Source organism: Bacillus sp. SIMBA_026 (assembly GCF_046535335.1).
Classification (GTDB): Bacteria; Bacillota; Bacilli; order Bacillales; family Bacillaceae; genus Bacillus; species Bacillus velezensis.
Genome location: NZ_JAWRWX010000001.1, coordinates 1 through 15494, shown reverse-complemented (window position 1 = coordinate 15494; position 15494 = coordinate 1). Strand labels below are relative to the sequence as shown.

The following is a 15494-nucleotide window of genomic DNA, read 5'->3' as shown; positions in this document are numbered from 1 at the left end:
ACATGAGTTCAAATAAATTGACAACCAGCTGGGGCGCTCCTGTCGGAGATAACCAAAACTCAATGACGGCCGGCGATCGCGGTCCTGCTTTAATACAAGACGTCCATCTGCTTGAGAAATTGGCGCACTTTAACAGAGAACGCGTTCCCGAGCGTGTCGTTCACGCAAAAGGCGCGGGCGCACACGGTTATTTTGAAGTCACAAATGACGTTACAAAATATACGAAAGCCGCATTTCTGTCAGAAGTCGGTAAACGCACGCCGCTCTTCATCCGTTTCTCAACCGTTGCGGGCGAACTGGGCTCTAGTGACACAGTGCGCGACCCGCGCGGATTTGCCGTTAAGTTTTATACAGAAGAAGGAAACTACGACATCGTCGGAAACAATACACCCGTGTTCTTCATCCGCGATGCCATCAAGTTCCCTGACTTTATCCATACACAAAAAAGAGATCCGAGAACACATCTGAAAAATCCGACGGCCGTTTGGGATTTCTGGTCTCTGTCGCCGGAATCCCTGCACCAGGTAACCATTCTGATGTCAGACCGGGGCATTCCGGCGACTCTTCGCCATATGCACGGATTCGGAAGCCATACATTTAAATGGACAAATGATAAAGGCGAAGGCGTCTGGATTAAATATCACTTTAAAACAGAGCAAGGCGTGAAAAACCTTGATGTTAATACAGCCGCAAAAATCGCGGGCGAAAATCCCGATTACCATACGGAAGATTTGTTCAATGCGATTGAAAACGGCGATTTCCCCGCATGGAAATTATATGTTCAAATCATGCCGTTAGAAGACGCAAACACATATCGCTTTGATCCGTTTGACGTCACAAAAGTATGGTCTCAAAAAGACTATCCGCTCATTGAAGTCGGCCGCATGGTTCTGAACCGCAATCCGGAAAATTACTTTGCGGAAGTAGAACAGGCGACGTTCTCTCCCGGCACATTAGTCCCCGGCGTCGACGTCTCACCTGACAAAATGCTTCAAGGCCGGTTGTTCGCATACCATGACGCGCATCGCTACCGTGTCGGCGCGAACCATCAGGCGCTGCCGATCAACCGTTCCCGCAATGAAGTGAAAAACTATCAGCGTGACGGACAAATGCGTTTTGATGATAACGGCGGCCGCTCCGTCTATTACGAGCCTAACAGCTTCGGCGGCCCGAAAGAGTCACCTGAAGATAAACAGGCGGCATATCCTGTATCAGGTTTCGCTGACAGTGTAAGCTATAATCATCATGATCATTACACACAAGCCGGCGACCTGTACCGCCTGATGAGCGAGGAAGAGCGCGCGCGCCTTGTCGCCAATATCGTCAGTGCGATGAAACCTGTGAAAAAAGAAGAAATTAAGCTGCGCCAGATCGGCCACTTCTACAAGGCTGATCCTGAGTACGGCAGACGCGTTGCCGAAGGACTCGGACTGCCATCACCAAAATAACATCAAAAAACCTGCCGGTCTGCCCGGCAGGTTTTTCCTGTTTATTATCAATAAAACCGTTTTTTTCTCAATTACACGAAGTGGCATGCCGCAAAATGATGAAGCCCTTTTTCTGACAGCGCCGGACTTTTCTCAGCACATATCTTCTTGGCTGCCGGGCATCTCGTTCGGAATTTACAGCCTGAAGGCGGATCAGAGGGGCTCGGTATATCACCCTTTAAAATTATCCGCTCCCTTTTCGCTCCGGGATCAGGAACAGGCACGGCTGATAACAGCGCTTTCGTATAAGGGTGAAGCGGCCGTGAAAAGAGCTCCTCTTTTGACGCGTATTCCACAATCGTCCCTAAATACATAACGGCGACCTTCGTACATAAGTGCTCCACCACGCTTAAATCATGAGAAATGAACAAATATGACAGCCCGTGCTGTTTTTGAAGGCTGCTGAACAAATTGATCATCTGCGCCTGGATGGAGACATCTAACGCCGCCACGGGTTCATCCATAATGATAAATTGCGGCTTGAGCGCCATCGCTCTTGCAATCACGATCCGCTGCCGCTGCCCTCCGGAAAATTCATGCGGATATCGATCGATAAAGTTTGCGGAAAGTCCGCAGGCTTCAAGAACTTCCGCCGCTTTATCACGCGCGTTCCGCTTCACCGCCAATTGATGCTCGATCATCGCTTCACCGATGGCTTCTCCGATCCGGCGCCGGGGATTTAAAGAACTGAACGGATCTTGAAAAATGAGCTGCGCTTCCGATCTGAAAGTTTTGAGCTCGCGCCGGCTCATCCGAAACACATCACGCCCCTGAAAAAACACCTCTCCCTCTGTTTTTTCATGAAGCCTCAAAATGGTTTTGCCGATTGATGACTTTCCGCTGCCCGATTCTCCCGCTAAGCCGAACACTTCTCCCTTTCCTATCGTAAAACTGACACCGTCAACTGCTTTTACGGGATTTTTGCGGGTCTTTCTCATCCCCCCATGCTCCTCGTAATATTTTTTCAGCCCCTTGACCTCCAGCAACACATCACTCATCTGCTTTCTCCTCTCTGTAAAGCCAGCACGCCGCCTGATGCCCCTTCCCGAATTCAGTAAAATGCGGGCTCGATTTCCGGCATATTTCCGTGCTGTGTTCACATCGGTCCGCAAAATAACAAGACGATCCCGACAGGTCCGCAAGCTCGGGGACCTGCCCCGGAATGGTGTACAGCATCTCCCTTCTTTGACCGATAACCGGCTTGGCCGCGAGCAGCCCTTTCGTATACGGATGCTTCGGATCAGAAAACAGCTTTGCAACCGGTCCTTCCTCCACAATTTTTCCCGCATACATGACAATCACATAATCAGCCATTTCAGCAACCACGCCAAGGTCATGAGTAATGAATAAAATAGACGTGCGAAATTGCTTTTTCATATCCCGCAATAAATCCAATATCTGCGCCTGAATGGTTACGTCAAGCGCTGTCGTCGGCTCGTCGGCAATGATCAATTTCGGTTCGCAGCTTAGCGCGACAGCCGTCATGATGCGCTGCAGCATGCCGCCGCTCAGCTCATGAGGATATTGGTGCATAACCTGCTCGGCATGCGGGATCCCCACTAACGTGATCAGTTCAACGGCCTTCCGCCATGCTTCTTTCTTACTCAGCAACAAATGTTCGCGAATCGGTTCGGTCAGCTGCTCACCGATCGTAAACACCGGATTCAAAGATGTCATCGGTTCCTGAAATATCATCCCGATTTCGCTGCCGCGGATTTTCTGCATGACTTTTGGTTTCAATTCCAACAGTTTCCGTCCGGAAAAATGCACCGCTCCCCGTTCGATTCTCCCCGTCTCGGGAAGAAGCTGCATAATGGACAATGACGCCATGCTTTTCCCGCAGCCGGACTCCCCTACAATACAAACCGTTTCCTCCTCATGTATCGTAAAGCTGACATCGTCCACGGCCCTTACCGCCCCCTCCTCTGTATAAAAAGCCGTTTCCAAATGCCTTACTTCTAAAAGCGGTTTTTTCATTTCATTTTCACCTGCCGTTTTACCTTAGGATCAAAAGCGTCTCTTAAACCGTCTCCAAGCAGATGAATCGCCACAACGGTCAGAAAAATGGCCGTTCCCGGCGGAATCCACAGCCACGGGCGGAGTGTAAAATCCATAAAATGATTCGCCGCTTCCATCATGTTTCCCCAAGAAGGTGTCGGCGGAGCAACGCCAAGCCCGAGAAAACTCAGCGCCGATTCACTCAGCATCGCTCCCGCCACATGCAAAGTCGCCGCTACCAGTAATAACGGCAATGTATTGGGAAGCAAATGATAGAGGATTTTCCGTTTATCACTAAGCCCCAAAACTTCCGCGGCCATCATAAACGGCTGCTCCTTCAGCGACAAAATCTGTCCGCGTACAAGCCGCGCCAAACTGGGCCATCCGATCAGGCTTAACATCATCATAATCAGGTACATTCTGTATTCAGAAGGCACTTTCCACTCCGACATCACCGTAGCCAAAATCAAAAGCAGCGGCAGGCCCGGGATGGACATGAGCATATCAGCGATGCGCATAATGATCATATCAGCGGCTCCCCGATAAAATCCGGCCGCAGCCCCGAGTAAAGAACCGATGACAAGCGACAGCACCATTGAAGCAAGCCCCACAGTCAGAGAAATCTGCCCCGCCAGCATCAGCCTCGTCAGCACATCTCTCCCGTACTGGTCGGTTCCCAGCCAATGATGGATTCCCGGCTGCTGATTGGCATTTGAAATATCCGTCCGATCTGTTATGTACGGAGAAAAAGACGGCCCGATAAAGCACAATAAAAACATAAAACATAAGAAAAGAAGACTGATGACCGTCAGCTTATGCTGCAGCAGGCGGCGGTACGTCTGCTTCCAAAGAGAAGGCGGCACCCCTTTTTTTTTTTCATTCCGAACACCCCCTATTTCAGCCTGACCCGCGGATCAACCGCGGCATAAGCGATATCCGCCAAGAAGTTCCCCACAATCGTTAAACAAGACAAAAACAAGGTAAACGCCATCAAAACCGGATAATCACGATAATGCACAGATTCCAGCTGAATACGTCCGACACCCGGCCACCCGAAAATCTGTTCAATAATGATGGCTCCGGAAAACAGTCCCGGCAGTTCAAAAGCAAGCAGGGTGATGGCCGGAATGAGCGCGTTTTTCAACGCATGTTTCCAGATGACGGTGCGCTCTTTCAATCCCTTCGCTCTCGCTGTTCTGATATAATCCTGTCTGATCACGTCCAGCATGCCGGAGCGGAAATACCTTGTCAGCGAGCCGATGCCGAGCATAGATAAAATCACGACCGGAAGAATCATATGTCTGGCGGCTTCAAGCACGTACGAAAAACCTGTACTCGTGCTTCCGGTATCAATCATCCCGCCGACGGGCAATATTTTCAAATCCACCCCAAACCACTTAATAAACAGAAGGCTGATAAAAAAAGACGGGAACGCCATGGAAGCAAAAACAAGAAACGTCACGATCCCGTCAAACCATGAGTATTTCCTGACAGCGGATATGACACCCGTTATCATCGCGGCTGACCATGTGACAAGCAACGCCAAAAACGCGACAAAAAACGAATTCCAGACATATTTCCGAAGCAGTGACAGGACGTTCTCCTGATATTTCAAAGAAAACCCAAAATCTCCGCTAAGCACATTTCCGAGCCACGTCACATAGCGCTGCCAAATCGGCTGATCCAGCCCGTAAAGCGCTTTTAACTCCTTCGCTCTTTCCGGAGTCAGATTGACATTGGAATCAATATAGTCGCCCGGCAGCATGGCGAATAAGAAAAAAATAATAAAGGACGTACCGAATAAGATTACAAGCATTTGAATGAATCGTTCTGCGGCATACCGTTTCATAAAAAGCCCCTCCTTTCCGCTGAAAGGGCAAAATCCCCAGGATGCACCGGGTATTTTGCCCAACCGTTTTATTGAATTGAGACATTTGAGAGACTTGAACTGATTCCAGAATAATTGTCAGGCTCAAGCCCTTTTATTTTTCCGCTGACCGCCCTTGCGCTCTGACGGTAATGAATCAGAATGTAAGGCGGGTTTTCCCCGAGCTCCCGGTACAGCTGGTGATAAATCTCTTTTCTTTTGCTGATATCAAGCGTGCCGGCTCCTTTCTCTATCAGCCGGTCCGCTTTCGGATTGGAATATCCCGTTACATTATTGGGATGGCCGGAAGCCAGCTTTTCCACCGTGTCATTCGGATCAAGAATCTGCGAGGTGGAAACGGCGGCAAGGTCATATTGTTTGTCATTTATTTTCGCTACTTCCGTATTAAAATCCATCACTTCCGGTTTTAATGCGATTCCGATGTCCGCGTAATTTTCTTTCGCGATCGGGATGAAATCATCATCCGCTTTAGACGTGTAATAGCTGATTTCAAGCTTTTTGCCGTTTTTTTCACGTACACCGTCTTTGCCCGTTTTCCAGCCTGCTTCATCGAGAAGCTTTTTGGCTTTTTCAGGGTTAAACGCGTACCGATTGACACCTTTGTCATCATAAGCCCACGAAACCGGAGACACCGGCACATTCGCGACCTCTCCGTAGCGTTTAAAGCGGACATCGACGATTTTTTGACGGTCAAGTCCGTAAATAAGCGCCTGGGACACTTTCTTATCTTGAAAAGGCGGACGCTTGTGATTGACGTACACAAGCCCGTAATCATTCACGACAGATACGCTTATATTGGCAAAACCGAGACTTTTTAAGTGCTGAACCGTATCATCATCAGGTGAGAAAGAAGCGTAATCAAGGTCACCCGTTTCAAACAGCTGAAGGGAAGTTGACGGATCGATAATTTTATAAATCAGCTTTTCCGTTTTCGGTTTTCCGGCATAATAGTGTTCATTAGCCTGATAGCGTATTTCCTGTCCCGGAAGATATTCTGTAAATTGGTAAGGCCCCGCTCCGAGCGGTTTGGCATAAAGCTCTTTTAAATAGTCCAGTTTGCCGAATCGATAATTCTTTCCGTAGTAAGCTTCTGACAGCACCTGCCCGCCTAAAAGAAGCAGCGACTTCGCACTGACTTTCTCAGTCGTGATTTGAATGGTTCTGTCATCAAGGACGCGAATGCCTTCTATCGTCTTTGCCTTTCGTTCTTTGTAAGCCTTGCCGCCTTTAATATAGGCCGTGGTGATATCTTCATAGCCCGCGTATGCAGGATCATGCAGCAATGTTAAAGTGAATGCGGCATCCTTTGCGGTCAGCGGTGAACCGTCGCTGAAAACGAGATTTTTTCTTAAACGGAACGTGTAGGTAAGCTGATCTTTGGAAATTTTCCAGCTTTCCGCAAGAGCCGGGGCAGGCTTCCCCGTTTTATCCAGTTTGACTAACGGTTCAAAAATAGGTTCTGTCGCATTTCCGTCCCAGCCGTTTTCGTAAAAGTACGGCAGAAAAACGCCGCCCGGCGCGGAAATCCCAGCAACAAAAGTGTCAGTTCTGGCTTTCGATTTAGCGGGAATCGCCGCCGGATGAGAAGCTTTAAATTCCTTTGTCTTGACATGGGCGATACGTGTTTCTTCCTTTTTATCCGCCGCAGATGACGGTTCTTCTCCGGCACTCCCTAACGCGCACCCTGATAACATGATGGATACCGACAGCGCGAGTACCGTTGTTTTTACCCTCCATTTTCTCTCCTTCATCTTTATCGAACCCCCGCATGCTTTTCATCTATCTTTATATAAATCTGCTCCATCTGTTTCTCATTTCTCATAATCTCCCGTTTGTTTTTCTCTACAAGCAGTTCGAAATTCAATGTGCGTTTTCTGTACTTTTTTCGTTTTTTGCTCTTTTTGCGCACATGTGATACCTTTTTTAACGCCACTTTTCATCCCTCCGCTTTTCATTTCATTCAATGACTTTCACGCAAAAAAGGCCCTTATCTGTTTAAAAGATAAGAGCCTTCGGTGATCCGATCAGCCATCGTTTGGAAATATGTAATGATTATGTTAATTCATATAATCCCTACCTGTCAACTATAATTTAAAATATCGTTTCCTTCCGGGGGTTTTCCTCATACACTCTCTCATTTTTCCGCATATGCTAGAAAACATAGCAGATTACAAGTGAAAGTGAGTGAGAATGTGGAAAAGACAACATTGACCGGTCGCATCGTCAAAAAAGATGACCCGGACTATAATGCTGCGAGAACCAATATCAATTTAAGCCTGCAAAGATATCCAGACATCATTGTGTTTTGTCAAAATAAACATGACGCCCTCAATGCGCTGAGATGGGCACGTGAGAACAATGTGCCTTTCCGTATCAGAGGCGGAAGACACAGCTACGAAAATTTTTCCCTGTTAAATGACGGACTAGTCATTGATCTCAGTGAAATGAAGAAAATAAGAGTAAATGAGGATAAGCGGCTGGTCTCGATTGAAGCGGGAGCCGAATTGGGGGAAGTCTACCGGACACTCTGGCGGTACGGCTTGACCCTTCCTGCGGGAACCATTGCGAATGTGGGAATCACGGGGCTGACGCTCGGGGGAGGAATCGGATATTTAACAAGGACAGCCGGACTTACTTGCGATCGTCTTCTCCAGCTCGAAATGATCATAGCAGACGAAAAAGCGGGTGCTGACTTGATCACAGTCAACCGTTCAAAGCACTCTGATCTATTTTGGGCGTCTCAGGGAGGAGGGGGAGGCAACTTCGGCATTGTCACATCCATGATGTTTAAAGCCGTGCCGATCTCGTGCGTGTCTGTTTTTTCTGTCACTTGGGGCTGGGATGATTTTGAGGAAGTATTTAACACATGGCAGCGATGGGCTCCATTTACAGACAACCGGCTTACCTCATCAATTCAGTTCTGGCCTAAAGAAGTAAACCGCATAGAAGCGCTCGGTCAATTTACCGGGACAAAGGATGAGCTGAAAGAACTGCTGGCTCCGTTAATGAAAGCGGGAAAACCGACAAGCGGCATGGTCAAGACAGTGCCATTTATTAAAGCGGCAGCCTTTTTTAACAGCCCGGGAGGCAATCAGCCGCAAAAGATGAAGCGGTCAGGATCCTTTATTGAAAAACCATTATCAACACGCGCGATTTCCACTTTAAAGCGCTATTTAGAGCACGCTCCGAACGAAAACGCCAGTGTCTGGCAGCAATCTCTCGGCGGGGCGGCCGGACGGATCGCTCCGGACCAAACGGCATTCTACTATCGTAACGCAATCATTGCCCAAGAATATATTACAACTTGGACATCTGCTGAAGAAGAAAGACAAAATGTCCGCTGGATCGAAGGATTGAGAACGTCCCTATCAAGAGAAACGATGGGAGATTACGTGAATTGGCCTGATAGAGAAATCAGAAACTGGCTGCAAACATATTACGGAGAAAATGTTCACCGCCTCCGTCAAGTCAAAACGAAATATGATCCCGAAAATATATTCCGCTTTGAGCAGAGCATTCCGCCGCTTCGCCGTTCACCGTTTTTCTAAAAAAGATGAAGATGGGCAAACTCCATCTTCATCTTTTCTTTTATTGATATAAACGGTTTCCCTTTTCTGCAAACTCTTTTGCTTTTTCTTTCAGCCCTTCGTTGACGGCCTCGTCTTCAGTAAGTCCGTTTTCCTTCGCATAATCACGAATATCCTGAGAAATTCTCATGCTGCAGAACTTCGGACCGCACATCGAACAGAAGTGAGCCGTTTTTGCGCCTTCAGCCGGCAGCGTTTCATCATGATATTCCATTGCTCTTTCAGGATCAAGCGACAAATGAAATTGATCACGCCATCGGAATTCAAACCGCGCCTTAGACAGAGCATCGTCACGGATCTGTGCACCCGGATGCCCTTTAGCAAGGTCTGCGGCATGTGCCGCGATTTTGTACGTAATGACGCCTTCTCTTACATCATCACGATTCGGCAGCCCCAAATGCTCCTTCGGCGTGACATAGCAAAGCATCGCCGTCCCGTACCAGCCGATCATCGCCGCGCCGATTGCTGAAGTAATGTGGTCATAACCCGGAGCGATATCCGTCGTTAATGGCCCGAGCGTGTAAAAAGGCGCCTCTTTACAAATTTCCAGCTGCTTGTCCATGTTTTCCTTAATTTTATGCATCGGCACATGACCCGGTCCTTCGATCATCACTTGCACATCGTGCTTCCACGCAATCTCCGTCAATTCTCCGAGAGTCTCCAATTCCGCAAACTGCGCTTCATCATTGGCATCCGCAATCGAACCGGGGCGAAGCCCGTCACCAAGTGAAAAAGCGATATCATAGGTCTTCATGATTTCACAAATTTCTTCAAAATGCGTGTACAGAAAGCTTTCCTGATGATGAGCCAGGCACCATTGCGCCATAATCGCCCCGCCGCGGGATACGATTCCCGTCGTGCGTTTGGCCGTTAACGGGACATAACGAAGCAATACGCCGGCATGGATGGTGAAATAATCCACGCCCTGCTCCGCCTGCTCAATCAATGTGTCACGATAAATGTCCCACGTTAAATCCTCGGCAATGCCATTCACTTTTTCAAGCGCCTGATAAATCGGCACCGTCCCCACAGGCACGGGGCAGTTGCGGATAATCCATTCACGCGTCGTATGAATGTCTTTTCCCGTGGATAAGTCCATCATCGTATCGGCGCCCCAGCGAATCGCCCACGTCATTTTTTCGACTTCTTCTTCGATAGAAGATGTAACAGCCGAGTTGCCGATATTTGCATTGATTTTCACATGAAAATTCCGGCCGATAATCATCGGCTCGCTTTCCGGGTGGTTGACGTTAGAAGGAATAATCGCCCGTCCGCTCGCCACCTCTTCCCTGACAAATTCGGGAGACACATGCTCACGTATTGCGATAAACTCCATTTCCGGCGTAATGATGCCTTTTCTCGCATAATGCAATTGTGTTACATTTTTCCCCGGCTTGGCCCGAAGCGGTTTCCGCTGTAGGCCGGGGTATTCGGCAGCATGATCTTCTTTTTTATAACCGTTGTCTTCAGGCTTCACGGTCCGTCCGTTATATTCTTCTACATCGCCGCGCCCGGTAATCCACTTTGTGCGGAGCGCCCCCAGCCCTTTAAGAATATCAATCTGTACATCCGGGTCTGTATACGGCCCGCTCGTATCATAAACACGGACCGGCGCATTCTCCTCTTCCCCGAATGCCCCCGTAGTCGCACTCAGACTGATTTCCCGCATCGGCACTCGTATATCGGGCGAAGAACCTTCTGCATAAACCTTTTTACTGCCGGAAAAACTCGACATAATGGAAATGTTCGCTTGCTGTACTGATTGATTTTGCATACAAATCTCTCCTTTATCATTTGAATAACAGAACCAAGCTCAGCACCAGCACAAAAAAACCGGGTTCAAAGAAGAACCCGGTTTTGCAGTCAGAAAGAAACTATTATTATTGTCCTCAACAATAATAAAACCTCTACTTCCCCACGCTGGTACGAACCAGATCAGGTCCAAAGGGTTAAGAAGCCGCCGCTTCTCTCTCAGCCCGCTCAGACGGGCACCCCCAGTAACTATTGATTTCGCTCTCATCGTAACACAAGTTGTGTACAAAAAAAAGCATATTATCAAAATTCAGATAACGGGACAGTCATAAGCTCTGTTTCCCGAACGCCTTCTTCGGTATTAAAAACCCGATAACCCTTTGCGGTTTCCCGGGAAGAGACAGCCCGGAACAGCTGACCGTCTTTATAATGAAGCGCAACGCCGTCATCAGCGGCATAGCCCTCCCTGAGTTTCTTTTCTGAAATCAGACGGTGATACACCGGCCGGCGCTCCGCTTCTCCGTCATAGTGCGGACAAAAGCTGCCCGGCAAAAATCCTAAAGCTCTTAACTCTCTCAAATCTCCAGCTGAATCCGTCAACCCTTCTTCATACCAGCAAATCGCCCCGGCGCTGAGACCCGCCAACATGATGCCGTTTTCCCAAGCCTCACGAAGAATAAGGTCAAGCCCCCACTCTTTCCATAAGACAAGCATATTGCGCGTATTTCCGCCTCCGACATATATAATATCTTTCTTCATGAGAAAGGATCTGAGATCAGAACCCGGCGGTTTAAACAACGACAAGTGATCCGGCTCACACCGCAGCTTTTGAAAGGCCTGATAAAACCTGCCGATATAATTCTCCGAATCTCCGCTTGCCGTCGGCAAAAAACAAACTTTCGGCGTTGACCGCGCCGACTGCTCTAAAATATACTGATCCAGCACAAGATGATCCGGCTCCATGGAAAACCCCCCGCCGCCCATTGCAATAATCTGCTTCACGTCATCACCTCTTTTTTTCTCTAGTATAACAGCTCATAAAAAGGCGTTATCCCAATTTCGGATAACGCCTTCAAAAAGTATTTGTTATCTGAAAAATGAAAACGCACCGTATAACACAACGGAGATCCCTGCGGCAATAAGCGCCGGAACAAGCTTCGAACGGGCATACTTCACAACATCGATCCCCAACACCGTACAGGTTGTCACCGTATTATCACTGAGAGGAGAAGCAAACGCTCCAAATGTTCCGCTCGCAAACACAGCCCCGATCGCTAATAATAAGCTGGTATGTGACTGAACCGCCAGCGTTACGCCGAGCGGCATTAATAGCCCCCAAGTCCCCCAGGATGACCCGATAAAATAGGATATAACAGCCCCCAGTATAAAAAGAGACGGCGCAATAAACATATGAGGGATCCATGACGTTAAATGAGAAGTAACATATTTCGAGAATCCAAGGTCTTCAGATACTGCTGTTACGGCCCAAATCAGCGATAACATAATAATAACGTTGACCAATTCGTTTCCGCCCTTAATAAAATGGGTAACAAGCTCGCCTGCATGAAAACGCTGAAACATAAAAAGAGCAAATGCTGCAATAACCGCTGCCAATAATGCGGTTAACATGACGCCAAGCATATCGCTTTTGATAAAAGCATTCAAAAACCCTTGTGCTTTTGAATGGCCGTCCCACCAGCTGAGAAAGAGTGTTAATAGCAAAAACAGCCCGATCGGAATGATTAAATTCCACGGCCGAATCGGTGTTTCCTTAATATAAGCACGGTGCGCCGAATCCAGCTCCTCCTGCTGGTCAGCATGCTCATCCCTTTCGAACATTCCCGTATGTTCATCGTGAATATCTGAGATCGTCCCTGTTTCCATGTTGAATGAACCTGAGCCTTTTGAAAGCAAAACACCGCTGTTCCGCGGAATCGGTTCCGTATTTTTGTTATGTTTGCGAGCAGAAGTTTGTCCGCTCTTTTCTGTTTTTTCTAAGCTTTCGTCCGCTTTTTGTTTCTTAAAAAAGCAGTAATAAATTCCGACTACTATAATCACAAAGGAGAAAAAATTGAAGGGAATACTTTTCACATACACCGTGTAAGCCGGCTGATCTATTCCTGACGTTTTGAGGGCCTGTCCGATAATAGAAACCATGTAGCCGACAAATGCCGTTGCTATCGGAATCAAGGCAATGACAGGGTTTGCCGTAAACTCAATGGCATACGCAATTTTCTGTTTCGACAGGTCCAGACGCTTGCTTAAAGCTTTCATGATCGGTGCAATTGTGACGATGCGAAAGTCCGGTTCACTGAACGTGCCAAATGTCGACAGCCATGCAAGCAGCATCGCACCTTTTTTGGTTTTAACTTTTTTACTGATCAAATGGACGAATCCTTTTATCCCGCCGGTCAGCTTTATAATCCCTACAAGACCGGCAAATGAATATAGAAACACAATGATTCTAATATTATTGGTGACGACAATATTACTGATTATATATTGAACCATATGTTCAATCCCGCCAAGTAAGCTGGGATGCAAAAGATAGCTTCCGACCAGCAAACCGACAAACAGACCGGATTGCACTTGCTTTGTAATGATTGAAATGGGAATGACCAGAATAAATGGGATAAGACAAGCCCAAGTCCCTTCCATAAAAAACACCTCTTTCAAAGAACTTGCTGTTAGTATCTTTGAAAAAAGCGGATTTATACAATCTGCACGCGTATCATGTTTTCACAAGCTTTGGAGGATATTTTCATACAACAAAAAAGGCTTCTACATATTGTAGAAGCCTTTGTATACCGGTGGCCGGGGTCGAACCGGCACTCCAGAAGGAACACGATTTTGAGTCGTGCGCGTCTGCCAATTCCGCCACACCGGCATGTAATGCGTCGTGTTCAACCGACGTATATAAATATAACATGTATTTCATAAAACGTCAACGGTTTTAGCAAAGTTTTTTAAATGATAATGCAGTATATACGATACAAGCAAGAAACTTATATTGATAGTCATTACGTTTTTATTATATAAAAAAAGTGATCTGCAATATGCAAATCACTCTCATATATGTTTTATAATGTGAAAACTGATGACCAATTTAACATAGTTCGTTCAAAGTTAAATTGGTGCCGAGGGCCGGACTTGAACCGGCACGGTAGTCACCTACCGCAGGATTTTAAGTCCTGTGTGTCTGCCAATTCCACCACCCCGGCAATAGAAAGGCGACACCCGGATTCGAACCGGGGATAAAGGTTTTGCAGACCTCTGCCTTACCACTTGGCTATGCCGCCGTAATTTGGAGCGGAAGACGGGATTCGAACCCGCGACCCCCACCTTGGCAAGGTGATGTTCTACCACTGAACTACTTCCGCAACATGTAAAAGAACTTAATACATCTTATGCTGTTGTTTTTAAAAAAATGCAACTGGGCTAGCTGGATTCGAACCAACGCATGACGGAGTCAAAGTCCGTTGCCTTACCGCTTGGCTATAGCCCAATGATAAAATGGGGCGATTGATGGGAATCGAACCCACGAGTGCCAGAGCCACAATCTGGTGCGTTAACCACTTCGCCACAACCGCCATAATCTGAAGATGAATAAATAAAATAGTGGCAGGGGCAGTAGGAATCGAACCCACACCGGAGGTTTTGGAGACCTCTGTTCTACCGTTAAACTATGCCCCTATTTATAAAATGGTGGAGGGGGGCAGATTCGAACTGCCGAACCCTGAGGGAGCGGATTTACAGTCCGCCGCGTTTAGCCACTTCGCTACCCCTCCATCATTTAGAGTGCCGGCCAGAGGACTTGAACCCCCAACCTACTGATTACAAGTCAGTTGCTCTACCAATTGAGCTAGACCGGCAAATGGTGGCTCGGGACGGAATCGAACCGCCGACACACGGATTTTCAGTCCGTTGCTCTACCAACTGAGCTACCGAGCCTTTTTATAAATGGCGGTCCGGACGGGACTCGAACCCGCGACCTCCTGCGTGACAGGCAGGCATTCTAACCAACTGAACTACCGGACCATTTTTTTGGTTGCGGGGGCAGGATTTGAACCTGCGACCTTCGGGTTATGAGCCCGACGAGCTACCGAACTGCTCCACCCCGCGATGATAATGGTGGAGGATGACGGGCTCGAACCGCCGACCCTCTGCTTGTAAGGCAGATGCTCTCCCAGCTGAGCTAATCCTCCATCATATAAGTGACCCGTACGGGATTCGAACCCGTGTTACCGCCGTGAAAGGGCGGTGTCTTAACCGCTTGACCAACGGGCCCTGGTATTTTTTCGTTTGTTATGTATTGATAATTAGTGGCGGAGAGCAAGGGATTCGAACCCTTGAGACGGGGTTACCGCCTACACGATTTCCAATCGTGCTCCTTCGGCCACTCGGACAGCTCTCCATAAATGGCTCCGCAGGTAGGATTCGAACCTACGACCGATCGGTTAACAGCCGATAGCTCTACCACTGAGCTACTGCGGAATGAAGTCTGCCTGGCGATGTCCTACTCTCACAGGGGGAAACCCCCGACTACCATCGGCGCTGAAGAGCTTAACTTCCGTGTTCGGCATGGGAACGGGTGTGACCTCTTCGCCATCATCACCAGACGTTTTAGTGACATGTATTATTATACTATGTATTTCAGAAAAAGCAAGAGTTTTTTTGAAAAAATTCTCTCAAAACTAGATAACAATAAGCATACATTCAAATTGGTTAAGTCCTCGATCGATTAGTATCTGTCAGCTCCATGTGTCGCCACACTTCCACCTC

General features: G+C 47.8%; 11 protein-coding genes, 16 tRNA genes, 1 rRNA gene and 1 riboswitch. Of the genes, 2 read left to right on the top strand and 26 right to left on the bottom strand.

All coding sequences use genetic code 11. The annotated features are described in order from the left end of the window. Positions 1 to 2: 2 nt before the first annotated feature. Positions 3 to 1448 carry a catalase KatA gene (gene katA, locus SB847_RS00140; protein WP_410563104.1) on the top strand — a complete coding sequence of 482 codons (1446 nt, stop codon included), beginning with the start codon at positions 3 to 5 and terminating at the stop codon, positions 1446 to 1448. Between the two features lie 71 nt (positions 1449 to 1519). Here katA and SB847_RS00135 read toward each other — a convergent pair whose 3' ends face one another. The 6 genes from SB847_RS00135 to SB847_RS00110 form a co-directional block, all read right to left on the bottom strand. After that, complete coding sequence (locus SB847_RS00135; protein WP_130571239.1) at positions 1520 to 2485, bottom strand: ABC transporter ATP-binding protein; 966 nt, start codon at positions 2483 to 2485, stop codon at positions 1520 to 1522. Beyond that, positions 2478 to 3464 carry an ABC transporter ATP-binding protein gene (locus SB847_RS00130; RefSeq protein ID WP_410563108.1) on the bottom strand — a complete coding sequence of 329 codons (987 nt, stop codon included), beginning with the start codon at positions 3462 to 3464 and terminating at the stop codon, positions 2478 to 2480. The genes SB847_RS00135 and SB847_RS00130 overlap by 8 nt, the downstream gene beginning before the upstream one ends. Then, positions 3461 to 4381, bottom strand: coding sequence for an oligopeptide ABC transporter permease (opp4C, locus tag SB847_RS00125; RefSeq protein ID WP_410577672.1), 921 nt, complete (start codon positions 4379 to 4381; stop codon positions 3461 to 3463). The genes SB847_RS00130 and opp4C overlap by 4 nt, the downstream gene beginning before the upstream one ends. After that, entirely contained in the window at positions 4378 to 5334 is a 957-nt protein-coding gene (locus SB847_RS00120; RefSeq protein WP_007610211.1) for an ABC transporter permease, read from the bottom strand. Before SB847_RS00120 ends, opp4C begins: the two co-directional genes overlap by 4 nt. Positions 5335 to 5402: 68 nt before the next feature. Beyond that, entirely contained in the window at positions 5403 to 7124 is a 1722-nt protein-coding gene (locus SB847_RS00115; RefSeq protein ID WP_410563114.1) for an ABC transporter substrate-binding protein, read from the bottom strand. A 2-nt stretch (positions 7125 to 7126) separates the two neighbouring features. Next, complete coding sequence (locus tag SB847_RS00110) at positions 7127 to 7306, bottom strand: FbpB family small basic protein (RefSeq protein ID WP_007610206.1); 180 nt, start codon at positions 7304 to 7306, stop codon at positions 7127 to 7129. A gap of 259 nt (positions 7307 to 7565) precedes the next feature. Here SB847_RS00110 and SB847_RS00105 point away from each other — a divergent pair, with 259 nt between their 5' ends. Next, complete coding sequence (locus tag SB847_RS00105) at positions 7566 to 8921, top strand: FAD-binding oxidoreductase (protein WP_038460670.1); 1356 nt, start codon at positions 7566 to 7568, stop codon at positions 8919 to 8921. A 40-nt stretch (positions 8922 to 8961) separates the two neighbouring features. Here the strand turns inward: SB847_RS00105 and thiC are convergent, their stop codons facing one another. The 20 genes from thiC to rrf form a co-directional block, all read right to left on the bottom strand. Beyond that, positions 8962 to 10734, bottom strand: coding sequence for a phosphomethylpyrimidine synthase ThiC (gene thiC / locus SB847_RS00100; protein WP_101670206.1), 1773 nt, complete (start codon positions 10732 to 10734; stop codon positions 8962 to 8964). A gap of 121 nt (positions 10735 to 10855) precedes the next feature. Continuing rightward, a riboswitch (TPP riboswitch) is annotated at positions 10856 to 10966 on the bottom strand. 49 nt (positions 10967 to 11015) lie between these two features. Further along, on the bottom strand, positions 11016 to 11714 hold the full coding sequence (locus tag SB847_RS00095; RefSeq protein ID WP_101670207.1) for a Type 1 glutamine amidotransferase-like domain-containing protein: 699 nt from the start codon (positions 11712 to 11714) through the stop codon (positions 11016 to 11018). Between the two features lie 84 nt (positions 11715 to 11798). Continuing rightward, positions 11799 to 13370 (bottom strand): Na+/H+ antiporter NhaC family protein, encoded by a 1572-nt coding sequence (locus SB847_RS00090; protein WP_410563119.1) that lies wholly within the window; start codon positions 13368 to 13370, stop codon positions 11799 to 11801. A 147-nt stretch (positions 13371 to 13517) separates the two neighbouring features. Continuing rightward, a tRNA-Leu gene (locus SB847_RS00085) sits at positions 13518 to 13599 on the bottom strand. A 245-nt stretch (positions 13600 to 13844) separates the two neighbouring features. Further along, positions 13845 to 13933: transfer RNA gene (locus SB847_RS00080), tRNA-Leu, on the bottom strand. 7 nt (positions 13934 to 13940) lie between these two features. After that, positions 13941 to 14011 (bottom strand) — tRNA-Cys (locus tag SB847_RS00075). A gap of 6 nt (positions 14012 to 14017) precedes the next feature. Then, positions 14018 to 14092: transfer RNA gene (locus SB847_RS00070), tRNA-Gly, on the bottom strand. A 53-nt stretch (positions 14093 to 14145) separates the two neighbouring features. Next, positions 14146 to 14217 (bottom strand) — tRNA-Gln (locus SB847_RS00065). Positions 14218 to 14226: 9 nt separating this feature from the next. After that, a tRNA-His gene (locus SB847_RS00060) sits at positions 14227 to 14302 on the bottom strand. A 29-nt stretch (positions 14303 to 14331) separates the two neighbouring features. Continuing rightward, positions 14332 to 14405, bottom strand: a tRNA-Trp gene (locus SB847_RS00055). Between the two features lie 10 nt (positions 14406 to 14415). Further along, a tRNA-Tyr gene (locus tag SB847_RS00050) sits at positions 14416 to 14500 on the bottom strand. A gap of 11 nt (positions 14501 to 14511) precedes the next feature. Then, a tRNA-Thr gene (locus SB847_RS00045) sits at positions 14512 to 14584 on the bottom strand. A gap of 3 nt (positions 14585 to 14587) precedes the next feature. Next, positions 14588 to 14663 (bottom strand) — tRNA-Phe (locus tag SB847_RS00040). A gap of 10 nt (positions 14664 to 14673) precedes the next feature. Further along, positions 14674 to 14750: transfer RNA gene (locus tag SB847_RS00035), tRNA-Asp, on the bottom strand. Positions 14751 to 14757: 7 nt separating this feature from the next. After that, positions 14758 to 14834, bottom strand: a tRNA-Met gene (locus SB847_RS00030). 7 nt (positions 14835 to 14841) lie between these two features. Continuing rightward, positions 14842 to 14917: transfer RNA gene (locus SB847_RS00025), tRNA-Val, on the bottom strand. A 10-nt stretch (positions 14918 to 14927) separates the two neighbouring features. After that, positions 14928 to 14999, bottom strand: a tRNA-Glu gene (locus SB847_RS00020). 36 nt (positions 15000 to 15035) lie between these two features. Further along, positions 15036 to 15126: transfer RNA gene (locus tag SB847_RS00015), tRNA-Ser, on the bottom strand. A 5-nt stretch (positions 15127 to 15131) separates the two neighbouring features. Then, positions 15132 to 15206 (bottom strand) — tRNA-Asn (locus SB847_RS00010). 9 nt (positions 15207 to 15215) lie between these two features. After that, a 5S ribosomal RNA gene (gene rrf / locus SB847_RS00005) occupies positions 15216 to 15331 on the bottom strand. Between the last annotated feature and the right edge of the window lie 163 nt (positions 15332 to 15494).